Origin of the sequence: Carboxylicivirga agarovorans (genome assembly GCF_050589845.1) — a bacterium.
GTDB classification, from domain to species: Bacteria; Bacteroidota; Bacteroidia; order Bacteroidales; family Marinilabiliaceae; genus Carboxylicivirga; species Carboxylicivirga agarovorans.
The window spans coordinates 118,186-136,538 of record NZ_JBNGPA010000017.1; the positions used below are offsets into that span (position 1 = coordinate 118,186).

Here is an 18,353-nt window from a genome sequence, read left to right on the forward strand (position 1 = left end):
AACATGTTCCTGTTTGGGACAAAAAAATAACGCGAATAAAACTACAAAATGACAACTTCGACAAACAATAAAATTAAAAACCGCTGGCTAATTGCGCTTGCCGGAGTGAGTGTACATATGTCAATCGGCTCCATTTACGCCTGGAGTAAATTGGGTTCAATGGTTGAAAAACAAGTAAGTGCCGGATGGTCACTTCAGGAAATTACAACTGTTTTTAGTATCGCCATCTTCTTCCTGGGTGTTTCCGCTGCTTTCATGGGAAAAGTTGTGGAAAAGAAGGGCCCGCGCTTTACTGGTACTGTTGCAGGTATCTTTTTTGGTGCTGGTGTTACTCTTGGTGGTCTTGCTCTTAAACTGGAGAACCTTTACCTGCTGTATGCAACTTATGGAATGATCGGTGGTATTGGTCTGGGAATGGGCTATGTGACGCCTGTTTCAACCATGGTAAAGTGGTTCCCTGACAGACGAGGATTAGCAACAGGACTTGCCATTATGGGCTTTGGATTAGGTGCTGCTATCCAGATCTATTTAATTAAAAGCGTATTCCCCGCCTTTGGCATTGAATCCATCTCAACCATACTGCTTATTTTAGGACCTGTATATGGCGTAATCATGCTTGGTGCAGCTCAATACCTTGAAAAACCACCGGTTGACTGGTTACCTGAAGGCTACAACCCTGAGGAATTGGCAAAAGCAGGAAAAGCAGTCAAGAAAGACTTGTCAAATATCACTGCTAACCAATCATTGAAAACAGCTCGTTTTTATTTCTTATGGGCCATTTTATTTATCAATGTAACAAGCGGTATTGCATTGATCTCAGTAGCCAACTCAATGGGACGCGAAATCGTAATGCTATCGGTTGAAGCTGCTGCCGTATTGGTTATGCTAATGAGTATGTTCAACGCGTTCGGACGATTGGGTTGGTCAACTCTTTCTGATTATATCGGACGCCCTGCTACTTATATCTCTTTCTTCGTTATTCAGATTGCTGCTTTTTATTACCTGACAACATTCTTTGGAGGCAGTATTTCTGAAGCTGGTAAAATTGGTTTCCAGGTTGCATTCCTAATTATCCTGACATGTTACGGGGGAGGCTTTGCCACCGTGCCGGCTTTTATTGGTGACCTATTCGGAACGAAAGAGCTAGGTGCAATCCATGGATATATTTTAACAGCCTGGGCTCTGGCAGGTATCGTTGGTCCGCAAATCATTTCTTACCTGAAAGATACTACCGGTTCATACCAGGAAGCACTATACTATTTAATTGGTTTCCTTTTCTTAGGTTTAGTTTCTTCAATATTACTGATCCTAAACACTAAAAAGCTAAGAAAAAAGCAAGAGGAACAGTCTGAGTTAAAAATGGCCGCTTAATAAATTAAGTTGCAACGAAACTAAAGAGCACTCGTTTGAGTGCTCTTTTTTTGTCCCTTACTCGCCCTGAAAAGTAGCTATAAACAATTATATTTGATCTCGAAGAAATCCATAACATCTATTTATGAGCACAAAAGTTTTTGTATCTGGTTGCTTTGACATGTTGCATAGTGGCCATGTCGCCTTTTTTAAAGAAGCTTCGAAATACGGTGACCTATATGTTGGCATAGGGTCTGACCAAACTATCAGTGAACTAAAAGGAAGAGAAACCATTAATTGTGAAGCTGAACGTTTATACATGATCAGGGCCATAAAGCATGTTAAAGAAGCCTTTGTTAACTCTGGATCCGGCATAATGGATTTTGAGCAAGAAGTCAAAAATTTAAAACCTGATTACTTTGTTGTCAACGAAGATGGCTATTCACCTGCTAAAGAAGCTATGTGCCATGAACTTGGAATAGAGTTAAAAGTTCTGGAACGAGTGCCCGATATGGGTTTACCCGGTCGTTCTACAACAGCAATACGAACATCGGACAACTGCCTGCTTCCCTATCGCATTGATCTGGCAGGAACATGGATTGACCAGCCCTATGTTTCCCGACACCATCCGGGATGGGCTATAACCTTGTCATTGGAGCCAGTTATCGAGTACAATGAACGCTGTGGCATGTCAACCTCAACACGCAATGCGGCAAAGAAAATATGGCCGCATTACCTCCCTATTGAAAGACCGGAAAAATTGGCCGAAATACTGTTCAAATACGAAAATTCCCCAGGGTCGGAACTTGTTTCTGGAGCACAGGATTCCATAGGCATTTGCATGCCAGGTTTAGTGCGACACTATTATGATGCGGAATACTGGCCAACTCAATTTGAATCCATACATGATGAAGCTATTTTATCATGGCTTGAAGAGCACATTTATATGATCATGCTGTGGCCTCGTAAAAACGGTCTCGACCTATTAAAAGAGACTTATATCAACAAAGAAAACACAAAGGCTCTGGCTGATGCTTCAGAACAAGCATGGCAGGCCATTCAGCAAAAAGACCTAAAAAAGTTCGCGATCGCATTCAGCAACTCATTTAACGCCCAGAAAACCATGTTTCCCGCAATGGTGGACAAGGATGTTAACGCTGCGATAGATAAATACAAAGATGATGCCCTGGCATGGAAATTAGCCGGTGCTGGTGGCGGTGGTTACATGATACTTATAGCCGATAAACCCATAAAAGGTGCGATGAAAATAAAGATCAGGAGAAAAGACTCTGGTTTATAGATATTCATAAAACACGAAAGCAGGTAGTTCAATCACTACCTGCTTTCGTGTTTTATTAACCTTGGTTTTCAACAATGGCTACTTCCTGCCACTCTCCATCAACCAACTCGACAAAATGCGTAAAACCTGCCTTAAGCAGCATTTCTTCCACTTCTTCAAAGGCATTAATTAATCTATCGGGATGGTGCGCATCGCTATTGATTGTAACAGGTATATCGAGTTCTTTGATCTTAGCAAAATGCTCTGGTCCCGGAAACAGATGCCCATCGCGGTAATAGGCCTTGGTATTTACTTCGACAATCACCCCTTTTTCCTTAACCAGCTCAAGGGTTTTATTCACCTCATCAACATACCATTGTTCACTTTCATCAAACAGCTTAAAGGTAAGGTTATGCATCTTGATCTTATCCATATGACCAATTATGTCAGGGCTTGCCTGCTCCAGCATCTCCCGTTGTAATTCGTAATACCTGCAAGCCGCTCGTTTAATATCTCCATTAAACGTTTCATCCAGCCCCTTTTTAAACTCATCAGCCGGAGCATCTACGGCCCAATGGGTGCCATCATTCATCTGCCCGATATAATGCACTGAACCGACTGTATAATCCAGTTCTGCTTTAAGGATTTTCTCGTGCTTAGGAGATGCCAGGCCCGGAATATAATCAACCTCGAGTGCTTTATAAACAGATATCTGATGTTTATACTTCTCCTTTAAACCATCCAGCTCTTCAAGGTAGTTGTCTAATTTATAAGCTGGCATGGTCCAGTCTGTTGGAAAGGGCACCGGGGCATGAGAAGAAATACCGATGGCATCCATGTTTAACTCAATTGCCTTTTGAATGTAATCTTCAATTTTTCCATGTCCGTCGCAATAATCGCAATGCCCGTGGTAGTTTGTCCACCCCATAATACTGTTATATTTTAAAGGTTTAATCTCAATCGTAAATTTACTTCTGATTCAAAAGCAAAAATTAAAAAATATCTTTAAACTAATGCAAAAACCAGCTTATTTTTTAATTAAACACATCTTCAAATTCTAAACATGAAGAGCGCTCAATTGTTTAAACGCACATCGGAACATGAAGTGCTTTTAAAAGAAGACACAGCGCTTTAAGTGCTGAAGGAATTATCTGCAAAAACATGTTCATTTATGGTAGAATATAAGCAATGCCGATTAACTTTGCAGCTTGCAAAATTGAAGGACATGGGTTTTATTGATGAAATAAACAGAAGACGTACGTTTGCTATTATCAGTCACCCCGATGCGGGTAAAACAACACTGACCGAAAAGTTACTTTTATTTGGTGGTGCAATTCATGTGGCTGGAGCAGTAAAGTCTAACAAAATAAAGAAGACGGCCACCTCCGATTTTATGGAAATTGAGAAACAAAGGGGTATCTCGGTGGCTACTTCAGTAATGGGTTTTGAGTATGACGGCTATAAAGTAAATATTCTTGATACGCCGGGTCACCAGGACTTTGCTGAAGATACCTTTCGAACATTAACAGCTGTTGACAGTGTTATCATTGTGGTGGATGCCGCCAAAGGTGTAGAGGCACAAACCCGTAAGCTGATGGAAGTTTGCCGGATGCGCAATACACCGGTAATCGTATTTATCAACAAGCTTGACCGTCCGAGTAAGGATCCGTTTGACCTGCTTGATGAAGTGGAAGAAGAGCTAAAGATTAAAGTTCGCCCATTAAGCTGGCCTATTGGTAACGGCCCTCAGTTCAAAGGTGTATATAACTTGTTTGATGAGAGCCTTTACCTCTTCGAACCCAGCAAGCAGGTACTGGAAGATGGTATTTCCATAAAAGATCTTAATGACTCGGCACTGGAAGAACAAATTGGCGATGATTCTGCTGAAATGATTCGCGAGGAACTGGAGCTGGTAAATGGAGTATATCCTGAATTTGAATCAGAAACTTACATGAACGCGCAAGTGGCACCCGTGTTCTTTGGTAGTGCGCTGAATAACTTTGGCGTCAAAGAGTTATTGGAGTGTTTCTTAAAAATAGCCCCATCGCCACAACCGTCACAGGCTGAAGAACGGGTGGTAACAGCCGATGAGGATAAAATGACCGGCTTTGTATTTAAGATACACGCCAACATGGATCCTAATCACCGTAACCGTCTGGCTTTCCTGAAAGTTTGTTCTGGTAAGTTCCAGCGTAATACCAACTACCTGCACGTGCGACACGGTAAAAACATGAAGTTCTCAAGCCCTACAGCGTTTATGGCTGAGAAGAAATCCATCATCGACGAAGCGTATCCGGGCGACATTGTTGGTATACCTGATACTGGTAACTTCAAAATTGGCGATACGGTTACATCCGGGGAAAAGCTCAACTATAAAGGACTACCAAGCTTCTCACCTGAACTGTTCCGCTACATTGAAAATGCCGATCCGATGAAATCAAAGCAACTGGCTAAGGGCATTGACCAATTGATGGATGAAGGTGTAGCCCAGCTTTTCACAAGCCAGTTCAACGGGCGCAAGGTAATTGGTACTGTAGGTGCGCTTCAGTTTGAAGTAATCGAATACCGTTTGCTGCATGAATACGGTGCAAAGTGCCGATACGAGCCTATTAACCTGTATAAGGCTTGCTGGCTGGAAAGCGATGACCAGGCTGAACTGGATGACTTTAAAAAGCGTAAGCTACAATATATGGCTAAAGATAAGTTTGGCCGTGATGTTTTTATGGCTGATTCTGCCTACATGTTGCAAATGGCGGAAAGCAACTTTAAAAACATCAAATTTCATTTTACGTCTGAATTCTAAAAAAGTAATTGTGCACGATATAGAGGTGAGCTTCAGTGAGGCTCACCTTTTTTTAGCGTTATATTCTCAAATAAGGGTTTATTTGTAGCCAAAAAAGAACTAAATTTAAGGAAAAGACCCTTTCGACATATGACAACAGATTGCGACAAAAAACATAAGAAAGCTCCCCCGAGCAATTATCATCTTTCCATTGGTAGTCAAACCGAACAACTTATCATTGTTAAGAGAGAAGATCTGGCTACACACCTGAAGACAGGCAAAGTGCCTTTTATATCAACAGCAGCAATGATCGTATACATGGAGCAGTGCTGCGTTGCACTCATCGACCCTAACCTGCCGGTTGGATATGATTCGGTCAGTACTGAAATGAATGTAAGACATCTGCATACAGCCAAAGCAGGTGAAGAAATTATCTGCCGTGCGCACCTTAAGTTTATGGAAGGCAAAAAGCTCTTTTTTGATGTGGCCATGGTCAATAAAAAGGGCGAATCAATAGGGATCGGCGCCCATGAGCGTTACATTGTCTGCCACAAAACATTTATAGATGAACATGGCGGATAAAGAAAAAGGCTGACATTGCTGTCAGCCTTTCTTATATCATTTAAGCCCTTTTAGAAGTTAAATACACTCATTATCGGGTCTTCCCCTACAGTGTATACCTCTTCAGCATTCCATACATCATCAACGTTCTTTAAAACCACTAATTCACCACCTGAAGTCAATGCCATAATCCGATTAGTACGTGGATCCCAGTCAATACCGTTAAAGGCTTCATTGCTATAGTCTCCGCTAATTAAATTTTGCCCTTCCGGGGTCATATCCTCACCTTCTTCGATATAAACCGATTTGGCATAAAGCTTATCATATACGTAATATAGTATACGCCCATCCCTTGAGATGGTCAGCGGATTAGCTGAATTTGCAACTTTCGCATCCAATGGGAAGTTTATCGGCTGGTTAGTCAGGTAGGTTGTATCTCTTTCATTTTCCCCACCCTGATCTAAAGTTTCTGTTACAAACTCACGATCAAGCTTGACCAACGCCTGCTCTGCTCCATCACAGAATACCCATACCTTACGATCGATATCAACCACCATATCAATTGGATTATCATAGGCCAGGTCAACCGTATCAACCTTAACATCATTACTCATGTCAATAACAAATACCTTGGCTCCGGTTCCGTCACCTGCACAAGCTGCGTATAGGTATTTACCCGATGAAATAAGCTTTTGTGGCTTATCTGCTACCTCAAGTGTTTTGCCTTCAGAATTGCTTTTAAAATCGTAGGATGTAACCCCTTCATCGTGACTAACATAAACAACAGTTTCCTCCGATGGCAAAAGGTCAGTTGGGTTTGTAAATGCACTAATTTCACCTGCATTAACAAAGCCTTCCATGTTGATCATTTCAATACTATTGGCTCCGGGTAAAGTCACAAAAGCAATACCATTTGGAAAATCGCTTGATTTGCGCACAGACATAGAGTTGGCTCCTGCTCCTATTGTGCTGCCGTTTTTATCCTGGTAATAATTATTGATGCATTTTTCATCTTCGTAATTATAATAGCTAATACTGCTATTGGCAGTACCTTTATTCAATATGTATGCACCCTGGTGATCTTCCAGAACACTAACATCAACATCATCACAAGCCGTAAAACCAATTGTTGCAGCCATACCGGCTACAAATAAAAATCTCTTCATAGTTAGTTTTAATATTTTAGTCTTCAGATATTTAAACAATAAACAGTAGTCTACTTTCAAAATATCCGATTTAATATTATCAATAAAGCTACCAAAGATATTATTCCTTTTTTAATTATTTGAATTATACCGATTATAAATACCATTACTGTGATCAGATAAGCAAAAAAAAGGCCGGCGAATGCCGGCCTCTAGTGAAACTTTCCTCAAAAGTGAGGAAACGTTAGGGAGTATTTTAATTTGCAAATACAGTTGAGTTAGGCATTGCCCCAACTTTATATTGCTTCGCCATTTCCGCGTTCTTTGAATACACAAAAACAGTACCTGGGGTTGTAGCATCAACTTTTTTACACAACCACAAATCATCTGTGTTAGGATGAACATCGATACCATAATATGTTTCATCAATAAATTTAGCTTCCGGCAACTCTGTTGCATCAATATCCATTGCATAAACCGCATCAGTAATGTAGTAAACGGTTTTTTCATTTTTACTAATAGCTATGCTTTTAACAGCACCACTTGGTGTAGCAATATCCCATGAAGTAACATCGCTTGATGAAGTTGTAATTTTTGACAGTCCGGCATCAGCATAAGTAACGGCAGGGTAGTTAGAATAATCAGGCTTACCACCACAATAAACCCATATATCTCCATTGGCATCGACAGCCATATCCTTAGGACATGCTTTAACAGTAATGGTTTCAATAACCTGGTCGTTTGAAGTATCAACCACAGTTACAGTATTGTCATCATTTGACCAACCACCACTGTTAGCCACATATAATTTACCATTGGAAACAACCATTTTTTCAGGTCCGGCACCTACGCCAATAGCATTTCCCTTTGAGAAATCAGAAAGGTTAATCGGGTAAATTTCATTATCCTGTTTAACGGTGTTTGGCCACTCTCCTGTTTGTCCATTTCCATTTGAAACATAAGCTTTACCATCCATTAATGTAATCTCACGAGGGTAAGAAAACCCGGTAATTGAAGTAACATGCTTAAATGTTTCTTTCTCTACTACCTCAACATATCCTGCACCATTTTGAGTTGTTACAACAATAAACACATGTGTGTCATTAACAGCCATTGATTGCGGAAACTTACCCAATGGCAATCCATTAACTGCTTCATAATAATTGTTTGTTACCTGATCGTTCTCATCTACAATAGAAACCGAACCATTATCATTACCTTCATTAAGGACATAAATGCTACTCACTTTAGGTGTAACATCATCATCATCATCTGAACAGGCAGTAAACAAAACAACTGCCATTAAGAAAAACGGTAAAAGTCTTAAAACCTTTTTCATAGTGTATTAATTGTTAGAAATTTATATTTACAGTTAAATAATAAGCTCTTCCAGGCATTGGGTATGCACGTACCAATTGATAGGAGGTACCAAGTACATTTTCCACACGTCCCATCAGGTTAACCCCGTTAGAAAAAACATTCAAAGTATAAGCAGCATTAAGGTCGACCAATGCATAACCATCCACCTGACGTCCCTCCCATGTATAACATTTTGAGCGGGTGTAAAGCATAGCTCCAACATTCCAACGCGAAGCAATAAAGTCAGAACTTAATTTAAAGGTATGTTTCGGTCGGTAACCAAGGGGTTCTTTATATTTATCACTTTCAGCATTATTATCATAGGCATCGTTATACCCATAAATCACTTTATTACTTAATTGATACTTCCCCAATTGCAAACCATGATTTATACTTAAATCAGCACCTTGTGAAACTATAGCACCGGTATTGGATGCTTCCCATAAACCAGTAACTTCATTTGGTTTCCAGGCAATAGATTCATCATTATTACTCCAATAAAATGCAACATCAAAGCCTACATCACCCATTATCGTTCTTTGCTCAAACACATCGGCACCCAGCTCAATATTATAACCCTCCTCCGGCTTTAATAAAATATTACCTCCTGGAACCCAGTAGCGATCATTGAAAGTCGGGCGACGAAAGTGTGTTGCCACCTTTCCCCTGATAGCCAGCCATTGTGGAGAAACAATTACTTTTCCGCTCAACGAAAACATAAGAGGTGGGTTGGGCAGCGTATTCTCGACGGTTTCATAATCTATTATCTCACCATCTTCATAAATAGCTTGTGTGACCTTATCAGCTTCAGAGCTGCACCAGTCTTTACCTATTGTCGCAATAAAAACACCAAATTCAGGCGAATATTTTACAGCAGCATTTAGCCGAACGTCATGTTCAACTATATCTTCAGCATAATTGGAGGTAATCGCTTTTAAATAACTATACCGGCCATTGACATCAAGGCTTAAATTTTGTTGCAAATACCAACGCGTGCTCACATCAGATAACCATCGCTTGGCTGTTATCTCTGAATAGATCTTGTACGATTCACTGTCAGCTCGTTCTTTATCGGTATAACGCAAAAAGTCAAATGAATATGATGTTTGTGCATCTAAACGAAAATTGCCTATCAACCGCTTCCAGCCAGCATAAGCCTTCAGGGTTGAATCTTTTTGTGTCTGATGGCTTACCGGTGGTCCAACCCCCATTAATCCAGGAAGGTTCTTCTCTTTCACCTGGTACCAGGCACCAAAATCAAACAGGTTTTTACCTGCTTTCCAATATAAATTGTGTATTGTTCCTAATACCGTATTTTCATTATGATCCAAAGTTTCCTCTGGCTTACCATGGTCAAATTCATCAATATACTTAAAGTCATTTTTGGCATCGTGATAGAAGAATTGTCCGTTATAAGACAGATTGTGACCAGATGCATTAAGCAGAAGATTGCCTTTATAGCTTGAGAAACTGCCAATTTCCCCTCTTACTCTTCCGGACACTCCCTGACCCCATTGTGGCTGACTAGAGAGTTCAATGGCTCCTCCCATTGTACCACTTCCATAAAGTGAACCTGATGCTCCATAGGTAATTCTGACATCATTAAATCCACCAACTGAAACAGTTGAAAGATCAGCGCTTCCTGTAGTTAAGGAGTTAACCGGTAAACCATTCCATGTTACCAAAGTTTGGTTCGATGATGCCCCTCGCAGACTGGCGGTTGTCAGAGCCCCAACACCACCGTTCGATTGAATATTGATCAATGATGTCTTTTGTAAAAGCATACCTAAAGATTGGGTAGCATAACGTTCAATTGCCAAAGTATCAACGACCTCCATTTTTTCTGTGACAGCGAAATGAGCCAATCGCGAAGCGGTAATCTCAACCTCCTGCACTTTAACGGAATCACGCACCTCATCATCGGCCATCACAGGCAATGATAACACCACAAACAATATCAACAGTTTAAACCTCATTTCAAATATTCAGGTTATTATAACTGCTCTGACAAAACGGATAGAGAATACAATGAAATATGTATCGTCCTGCATTTATTCCGAATGACGCGAACAATTGAATTTTATCTGGCAGGTCTTCTGACTCGTTCCACCATAATCGCCTTCCCGTTCCCCTGAACAGTGGCATTGTTGATTACAGCTTTTATTCCGGTTAAACCCGGACGGAACTTACAGCAGCGGATACTGTTGCCGACTTTCACGGCATTCCCTTTTCATCACCTGGCATCGGTAAATGCCTTGTGAACCAAATCGAGTGCAAAACTAATGCAATTGGACGAGGTAAAAAATGTTTTTCAAAGAAAAGTTTGACTCTTTAGACTGATTGTTAATAGGCTTTTAGATATTAGACTATTACACCTTAGACAATTGGACTGTCAGACGCTTAGATCCGCTGCTCAATAGGCAGGCAGATAAATTACTGAATTGAACATTCAACTCATCAACTTTTAAACTAATAAACTATACTACAATTAATCTCACGATAGCTATAGGAATCCTCAGTTCATCAATTCAACATATCACATAAAATTTAATCATGATCGGGCATTGGCTATGCCGGTGCAAGGCATATTAGTGCTTTGAAGAGCAATTGCTGAGGCACCGGTCTTTCATTTGTATTGCTAACCCCGGCACGTCGCTAAGCTTTGCCCCGGGCTATGATGTGGCAGGCCTGCAGCCTGCTATTTGCAGCTTGCTTATCTCATTCCAAAGGAATAATCCGTGTACCCGGATCACCACAAGAGCGTGGCTTAATTACATCGAAGTTCTTAATCAATTTATCAGTTCGACAGTTCGACAGTTCGACAGTTTATTAGTTTATCAGTTCAACAGTTAATCAGTTCGACAATTTATCAGTTCTACCAATAAACTCATCGACTTATAAACCTATAAACTATCTAATGACAACATTTTACTTCCTGTGTTTCTTCCTTGAACTCCGGACTGATATAAGGAATACCCAGGTTCAGTCCACGCAATATAAACAGCAATCCGAGGATTATGATGAAAACAGGCATAGCTTTGCGAAGCTGATGCAAAAAACGGCTTTTAATGATGTTAGCGAAATAAGCCACTGCAAACATCAAAGGAAGTGTTCCCAGTCCAAAAAACACCATAAAAATGACGCTGTCGCTGATTGTATTGGAGGTTACTGCCCTGGAAATTGCAACATAGACCAAACCGCATGGCAGAAAGCCGTTAAGTACGCCGATAACAAGCAAATTACTTAGTCGTTTGCGGTTTAATGAATCGCCAATCTTCTTTTTTAAGGTAGAATAAATGGAATTGGATACTTTGTTTGACGTTTTAGGCATTTTAATCACACCCGGCAACACGACAGACAATATCATAATCGCGCCACAGGCAATTGATACCCATTGCTGAATACCCGATAACTTTAGTCCTGCTCCCAGTAATCCGAATATCAGCCCTAAAATGCCATAGGTGAATGCCCTGCCAAAATTATACAATAAAGCGCCAAATGCCTTTTGGGTGCTCGAACGCGTAGGCAGAGGCAATGCTAAAGCCAAAGGACCACACATTCCAACACAATGCAAACTCCCTAAAAAGCCAAAAATAAATCCTTCTATTATATTCATGATACGACTAGTCTATAAAAACATCTTGCTTGGTGAGGTAAGGCTGACCATTGGCCTGCCATTCTATAATGAGCTCATACTTACCACTTTTTAGCTTACTTAAGGGAATACGCATTTTATAATGTTCATCCAGCTTTATTGCTTCCTCAATATCCAGTGATTTATCCGATGGCCGGTATACATGCACGATGCCTTTAATGGAGCCGGCATTTGCGATGTTATCAGGGAAACTAATCTCAAAAACACCATCAATGTTAACCTGAACTTTTTGACTTAAGGCATTATAGTTTTTTTGCTTTTCAATCTGGTTATCGTATTTCAACTCTTTTGGGTAATAATCATCTGTTACCATATCAATGCGCTCTCGTGTTGTAATAAATACAAGACTTAAAAAACCAATAACACCACATACAATAACAAGGACTATTCCGTGTCCCCAATTAAACTTCATAATACTAAATTTATAGGTTAAGGATACTCTAATTATGGTCCGACAAAAGTGGTATGAATGGTTTCAATTAAGTCGTCACCATTGTATACCCCTAAAACTATTTCGGTACTGCTTCCTGACAGCTCACTCTCGTTTAATTTGATCAAAAATACTCCTTGTATCTTCTCCTGCTTCTTGACAAGCATCGAATTACCGGCCAATTCAACAACTCCTTCGGGAGAGACCAGTTTAATGCTCAGGTTACCCTCGTTTTCGGTTTTATTGACGATCTTATAATTATAGATATTTGAGTAGGTATTTTCATCCAGCTTTTGATATAAGGAGCCCTGTACGCGCAGTATGGTTGTTTCATAGCTTGAACGAAGTGTGAATAAAACAATTAACACACCGATCAATGCAGTCGTAAGAGCTGTGTACGCAACAATACGGGGCGTCCATTTAAAACCAGAGCCGCTGTTAATATTATTCTGGGATGTGATCCTGATCAGTCCCTCGGGCAGCTGATAACGCCGCATGGTACTATCACAGGCATCCATACAGGCGGTACAATTGATACACTCCAGCTGAATACCATTACGAATGTCTATTCCAGTAGGGCAAACATTAACACATTTATTACAGTTAACACAATCGCCTTTACCGGCCGCAGCCCTGTCCTCACCCTTTCGCATCGGAGCACGTCCTTCACCCCTCTTAAAATCGTATGTGACCATCAGGGTATTGTTGTCGAGTAAAGCACCCTGCAGGCGACCATAGGGGCAAACCAACGAACAAACCTGCTCTCTGAAATAGGCAAATACAAAGTAGAAAGCGCCTGTAAACACCATGATGGCGATAAAAATACTCATATTGTCGGCCGGTGATCCGATAATATACTGATGCACCGTATCAGCTCCTACAATATAAGCCAGCATGGTATGGGTAATGGCCCATGAAATAATTATAAAAATGAAATGCTTGAGCAGTGAGCGCCAGATACGATCAAAGGTGTCTTCTCCTTTGGCTCTGATCCGTTGCTGATCGCCAGTACCTTCTATCCAGTATTCAATGCGACGAAATACCATTTCCATAAAAATAGTCTGTGGGCAAGCCCAACCGCACCATACACGTCCATATACAACAGTAAAGGTTACAATGGAGATAATAATGGTTATCAGGCCAATCACGAACAAATGAAAATCCTGTGGCCAGAAAACCACCCCAAACAATACAAACTTGCGCTGTAAAATATTAAATAGTAATAATGGTTCTCCTGCTACCTGGATATGTGGCGCGGCAAACAGGAACACCAATAAAATTACAGCTACAATGGTTCGTGCGTTATAGTATTTACCTTTTGGTTGATTCGCATATACCCAATTACGTCGCCCCTCTTCATTCATGGTGACTATTCGGTCGCGGAAGTTATTCTCTGAATCATTGGTCATAGTCGCTATATTGTCGAATTGATTAACTGTCGAATTGACTAACTGATTAAAAGCTTTTTATGAAATGCATTTAATTTATTGGAAAGCAGATCAATATCCTCCCTGTAAATTAGCAATTCCTGCTCACTTAGAAATTCTAAATCGCTTGACAAAATTAACTGATTCAATACCTCCAATAAACTAGAATATGCAATTTCAATAAACCTGGCTCGTTCCTTATTAGTAATCCGACCTAGGCCCTCAGCTATATTAGAAGAAATTGAAACCCCAGCACGTCTTAACTGATTAGTTAAACCATACTTTTCACTCTCAGGAAAATTCTGTGTTGTTAGATATATTTTCGTTACAAGTTGTCTTGCCAATTGCCATACTTCAAGCTTTTCAAAATTATATCTATGCATCTTGAGAACAATATTTACAATTTAACAATTCGACAATTTAGCAGTTAGACATAATAAACTATTCAGCATCTGGCACATACTTCTCCCCTTCAGGAGCTTTTGGATTTGGAGGATTGGTTCCTTGCAAGGTTGTGATATAACTGGCCACCTGGTGGATTTGCTTTTTAGACAACTGACCTTTCCAGGCGATCATCCCTTTTTCCACTACACCATTATTAATGATACGGGTAATATCTTCGAAGCTACCACCGTGAATCCAGTACTCATCTGTAAGGTTTGGTCCTACCAGCCCTTGTCCTTCGGCAAGGTGGCAAACGGCACAGTTGGTTTTATAGATCTTTGCTCCTTTCTCCAGTCCGCTTGCATCAGCCAATGGCACTGAATAGTCTATATCCTCTGTCTGGATTACAATGCCACCTCCCTCTTCGCTTTCTTCTTCAGGGTTAGCGGCCAGCATTTCACTTTCATACTCCTGTATCTGCAATTCTCCATCACCATAGAAATGATATTTGGCTAAGTAGAAATAGGCAAACAGCATTGAAAAGATAAATATAAAAGTGAGCCACCATGGCGGATTATTGGCTAATTCGCGAATACCGTCAAACTCGTGCTCCGGCACAAACTTATCATTCGTTAAAGGATCTATCTCCGGTAATTGTTCTTTATTCTTATTCTCTTCCATAGATAAAAAGTCTGTTAGTTAATTGTCTGCCGGTTTACCCTCCTGCTTCTGCACTTCCCTCTGACTGACCATAAGACAATGAACTATGTCGATTAATTTTACAGCTTTAACTCTTATTTATTGATGGTAATTCATCAGCCTTGTCAGTGGCGTAATTAGCTACCTCATCAATATATTCTTTCTTCATTCGGATAACCATATAGGTTACCACCAGAAAAAATGTAAAAAAGATAATGAAGGATATGATCGGGTATATTTCTACACCCGATATCGATTCTAAATAATGTCTTACTAATTTCATATTCCCCTCCTTATTCTGCTTGTTCCGTTTCAGGAGCCACTTTGTAAATATCGGTTCCCAAACGCTGTAAATAGGCTATCAAGGCTATGATCTCCTTGTCTCGTGTCGTTTCAATACCTGCAGCCTGTAAACCTGTTACAATCTTATCGGCTTGCTTATAGTAATCTTCAACAGCCTTTACATCGTATCCCTCAGGATATGGCACTCCAAGTGTCTGCATTGCTCTTATTTTCGCAGGCAGATCGGAAATATCCAGATCATCACTTATCAACCATGGATACTTAGGCATGATAGAGTTTTCATTCAGCTTCTGAGGATCCAGCATGTGGTTATAATGCCAGGCATCCGGCTTGTATATCTTGCCCGTCATAACACCTTCACGTGCCAAATCAGGCCCTGTTCGCTTCGATCCCCACTGGAATGGATGATCGTATACAAATTCACCAGCTTTTGAGTATTCACCATAACGTTCCGTTTCAGAACGGAAAGGACGAATCATTTGTGAGTGACAGTTATAGCATCCCTCACGCAGGTAAATATCGCGTCCTTCAAGCTCCAGTGGCGTATATGGCTGAACGCTTGAAATAGTTGGCACATTCGATTTGATCAGGAAGGTTGGTATCAATTCAATAAAGGTTCCGATCAAAACGGTGATCAGTGAAATTACCATAAACTGAACAGGTTTGCGCTCTAACCAGCCGTGAGCCTTCTCACCTTTCTTACCTTTGTTAATATCTTCAACTACAGCTGTCGCTTCTTCATTGGCAGTAACATTACCTTTAGCAGCTGTCTTCCACAGGTTAACACCCATTAAAACAGCACCCAAGAGGTAAATTAATCCTCCAAAGGCTCTCATGTAGTACATCGGACGAATCTGTGTCACTGTCTCCAGGAAGTTAGGATACGCTAACAAACCTTCTTCAGTAAATTCTTTCCACATCAGGCTTTGAGTCAATCCTGCCCAATACATCGGAATGGCATAGAACAAAATACCTAAAGTACCAATCCAGAAGTGAGCATTTGCCAGCTTCTCAGAATATAATTTGGTCTTAAATATCTGAGGTACCAGCCAGTATAAAACACCAAATGTCATGAATCCATTCCATCCTAATGTTCCAATGTGCACGTGTGCCACTGTCCAGTCGGTAAAGTGACTGATGGCATTAACATTCTTAAGTGAAAGCATAGGCCCTTCGAATGTGGCCATACCGTAACATGTTACAGCAACTACCAGGAACTTAAGTGTAGCACTTTCGCGCACCTTGTCCCATGCTCCGCGTAAGGTGAGTAATCCGTTTAACATACCTCCCCACGACGGCGCCAGTAGCATAATAGAGAACACCGTTCCCAGTGACTGAGCCCAGTCAGGTAAAGCTGTATATAACAAGTGGTGCGGACCAGCCCATATATAAATGAACAGGAACGACCAGAAGTGTACAATGGATAAACGGTATGAATATACCGGACGATTAGATGCCTTTGGTATGTAATAATACATTAATCCCAGGTATGGAGTTGTAAGGAAAAATGCTACAGCATTGTGACCATACCACCACTGCACCAATGCATCCTGCACCCCGGCATACCAGGAGTAGCTTTTAAACAATGTTACAGGCAGCTCAACCGAGTTAACCACATGAAGAACGGTTACCGTAATAAATGTGGCCAGATAAAACCATATAGCTACATACAGGTGCTTTACACGACGCTTCATGATGGTACCAAACATGTTCCACCCGAAAATAAGCCATACAACAGCGATAAGTATGTCAATGGGCCATTCCAGCTCAGCATACTCTTTACCTGTGGTAAATCCTAATGCCAGTGTTAAAGCGGCTGACACAATGATCAACTGCCATAACCAAAAATGCAGATAACTTAAAACATCACTATACATGCGGGTTTTAAGCAGTCGCTGCATGGAATGGTAAACACCCATAAAAATACCATTCCCGACAAACGCAAAAATGGCAGCATTGGTATGAATAGGTCTAACCCTACCAAAAGTTGTGTATTCCAGTTCAAAATTAAAGATTGGCATAGCCATTTGAAGTGCAGCCAAAACACCGGCTGCCATACCTACCAATCCCCAAATAATGGTGGCATACATAAAATATTTGACAATTTTATTGTCGTAATAAAACGTCTCTTGCTTCATGTGTTCAACATTTTTCAATAATCAGTAACGATTGTCGATCAAGCCTTTGCCTGATGACTCACTTTACTAAGATTTTGGATTTTATTATTAGATTCTTTTTTCTCTTCTTTCTGGTCAAAAAGGATACGTACCGATGGAGAATAATCGTCATCATACTGCCCCGATTTGACAGCCCAGATAAACAGACCCAAAAAAATGAGGGCAACACATAAACTGGCAACAACTAGTACTATTATTATATCCATTCGATCCTAATTAATATGACAGCAAGCAAAAGTAAAAATATTTTAAGATTTTAAGGTCCCTTTTACCACTTAAATTCTTTAGCTTTTGTCGCCTTTAATGACAATCAGCACAATACGATTGTTTAACATTCATTAAACTTTTTCGCTCCATTAACTATAGTAATCTCATTATCAATACAGATGCAGATTAATTGTTGATTAGTTTAGACCTTAAAAAATTAGAAGGTTTGACAATTAGACATTAGACTGTTAGATAATTAGGTCGACAGCATTATAGCATTAACAGATGCTTAGGTCAATAGACGTGTTAACAAATCAACTTTAGCTACCGGGATCGACCATCAACCCACTGCTCATTCCGCCACAAGTAAGTTCCTGCAAAATCATAGATTAGTGGTTGCGAAGCGAGCATTACAAAGCTGTAAATAGCAGACTGAAGGTCTGTCATATCATAGCCCGGGGCAAAGCGTTTTAGTGTTCGAAAAGAAGTTTTATAAACGTATAGATCTATGCATCATGTAAATCAGCTCTCCTCCTTACAAAAAGGAGGAGTCCGGTGAGGTACGAACCGGGAGGTGGTTTTAGAAACTTTTGTA

General features: G+C 40.4%; 16 protein-coding genes and 1 riboswitch. Of the genes, 4 read left to right on the forward strand and 12 right to left on the reverse strand.

The features are described 5' to 3' along the window. Positions 1 to 48 precede the first annotated feature (48 nt). Together ACRD69_RS16285 and ACRD69_RS16290 are read left to right on the forward strand one after the other, a co-directional pair. A complete protein-coding gene (locus ACRD69_RS16285; RefSeq protein ID WP_430816176.1) occupies positions 49 to 1,371 on the forward strand; it encodes an L-lactate MFS transporter in 1,323 nt (440 codons plus the stop codon). A gap of 124 nt (positions 1,372 to 1,495) precedes the next feature. Further along, positions 1,496 to 2,650: an FAD synthase family protein gene (locus ACRD69_RS16290; RefSeq protein ID WP_430816177.1), complete on the forward strand. Its 1,155-nt coding sequence runs from the start codon at positions 1,496 to 1,498 to the stop codon at positions 2,648 to 2,650. Between the two features lie 55 nt (positions 2,651 to 2,705). On the opposite strand, the gene ACRD69_RS16295 is transcribed toward ACRD69_RS16290, so the two are convergent. Beyond that, on the reverse strand, positions 2,706 to 3,557 hold the full coding sequence (locus tag ACRD69_RS16295) for a histidinol-phosphatase (protein WP_430816178.1): 852 nt from the start codon (positions 3,555 to 3,557) through the stop codon (positions 2,706 to 2,708). A 297-nt stretch (positions 3,558 to 3,854) separates the two neighbouring features. On the opposite strand from ACRD69_RS16295, the gene ACRD69_RS16300 reads away from it, so the two are divergent. Both ACRD69_RS16300 and ACRD69_RS16305 read left to right on the forward strand, forming a co-directional pair. Next, the gene (locus ACRD69_RS16300) at positions 3,855 to 5,432 is read left to right on the forward strand and encodes a peptide chain release factor 3 (protein WP_430816179.1); all 1,578 of its coding nucleotides are present in this window, start codon (positions 3,855 to 3,857) and stop codon (positions 5,430 to 5,432) included. A 129-nt stretch (positions 5,433 to 5,561) separates the two neighbouring features. After that, positions 5,562 to 5,993 carry a thioesterase family protein gene (locus ACRD69_RS16305; protein ID WP_430816180.1) on the forward strand — a complete coding sequence of 144 codons (432 nt, stop codon included), beginning with the start codon at positions 5,562 to 5,564 and terminating at the stop codon, positions 5,991 to 5,993. Positions 5,994 to 6,043: 50 nt separating this feature from the next. Here ACRD69_RS16305 and ACRD69_RS16310 read toward each other — a convergent pair whose 3' ends face one another. From ACRD69_RS16310 to ccoS, 11 genes are all read right to left on the reverse strand, one after another. Beyond that, positions 6,044 to 7,138 (reverse strand): YncE family protein, encoded by a 1,095-nt coding sequence (locus tag ACRD69_RS16310; RefSeq protein ID WP_430816181.1) that lies wholly within the window; start codon positions 7,136 to 7,138, stop codon positions 6,044 to 6,046. A 235-nt stretch (positions 7,139 to 7,373) separates the two neighbouring features. Then, positions 7,374 to 8,456 (reverse strand): hypothetical protein, encoded by a 1,083-nt coding sequence (locus tag ACRD69_RS16315; RefSeq protein WP_430816182.1) that lies wholly within the window; start codon positions 8,454 to 8,456, stop codon positions 7,374 to 7,376. 13 nt (positions 8,457 to 8,469) lie between these two features. Continuing rightward, complete coding sequence (locus ACRD69_RS16320; RefSeq protein WP_430816183.1) at positions 8,470 to 10,452, reverse strand: TonB-dependent receptor plug domain-containing protein; 1,983 nt, start codon at positions 10,450 to 10,452, stop codon at positions 8,470 to 8,472. A 93-nt stretch (positions 10,453 to 10,545) separates the two neighbouring features. Further along, positions 10,546 to 10,758: riboswitch (cobalamin riboswitch) on the reverse strand. A 632-nt stretch (positions 10,759 to 11,390) separates the two neighbouring features. Further along, the gene (locus tag ACRD69_RS16325; protein WP_430816184.1) at positions 11,391 to 12,092 is read right to left on the reverse strand and encodes a sulfite exporter TauE/SafE family protein; all 702 of its coding nucleotides are present in this window, start codon (positions 12,090 to 12,092) and stop codon (positions 11,391 to 11,393) included. Between the two features lie 7 nt (positions 12,093 to 12,099). Continuing rightward, positions 12,100 to 12,543, reverse strand: coding sequence for a FixH family protein (locus ACRD69_RS16330; RefSeq protein WP_430816185.1), 444 nt, complete (start codon positions 12,541 to 12,543; stop codon positions 12,100 to 12,102). Between the two features lie 32 nt (positions 12,544 to 12,575). Next, a complete protein-coding gene (gene ccoG, locus ACRD69_RS16335; RefSeq protein ID WP_430816186.1) occupies positions 12,576 to 13,970 on the reverse strand; it encodes a cytochrome c oxidase accessory protein CcoG in 1,395 nt (464 codons plus the stop codon). 38 nt (positions 13,971 to 14,008) lie between these two features. Then, positions 14,009 to 14,371 carry a four helix bundle protein gene (locus ACRD69_RS16340; RefSeq protein WP_430816187.1) on the reverse strand — a complete coding sequence of 121 codons (363 nt, stop codon included), beginning with the start codon at positions 14,369 to 14,371 and terminating at the stop codon, positions 14,009 to 14,011. Between the two features lie 58 nt (positions 14,372 to 14,429). After that, complete coding sequence (locus tag ACRD69_RS16345) at positions 14,430 to 15,053, reverse strand: c-type cytochrome (protein ID WP_430816188.1); 624 nt, start codon at positions 15,051 to 15,053, stop codon at positions 14,430 to 14,432. Positions 15,054 to 15,159: 106 nt separating this feature from the next. Beyond that, the gene (locus ACRD69_RS16350) at positions 15,160 to 15,354 is read right to left on the reverse strand and encodes a hypothetical protein (RefSeq protein WP_430816189.1); all 195 of its coding nucleotides are present in this window, start codon (positions 15,352 to 15,354) and stop codon (positions 15,160 to 15,162) included. Positions 15,355 to 15,364: 10 nt separating this feature from the next. Then, a complete protein-coding gene (ccoN, locus tag ACRD69_RS16355) occupies positions 15,365 to 17,512 on the reverse strand; it encodes a cytochrome-c oxidase, cbb3-type subunit I (protein ID WP_430816190.1) in 2,148 nt (715 codons plus the stop codon). A gap of 38 nt (positions 17,513 to 17,550) precedes the next feature. Beyond that, positions 17,551 to 17,757 (reverse strand): cbb3-type cytochrome oxidase assembly protein CcoS, encoded by a 207-nt coding sequence (ccoS, locus tag ACRD69_RS16360; protein WP_430816191.1) that lies wholly within the window; start codon positions 17,755 to 17,757, stop codon positions 17,551 to 17,553. Positions 17,758 to 18,353: the final 596 nt, after the last annotated feature.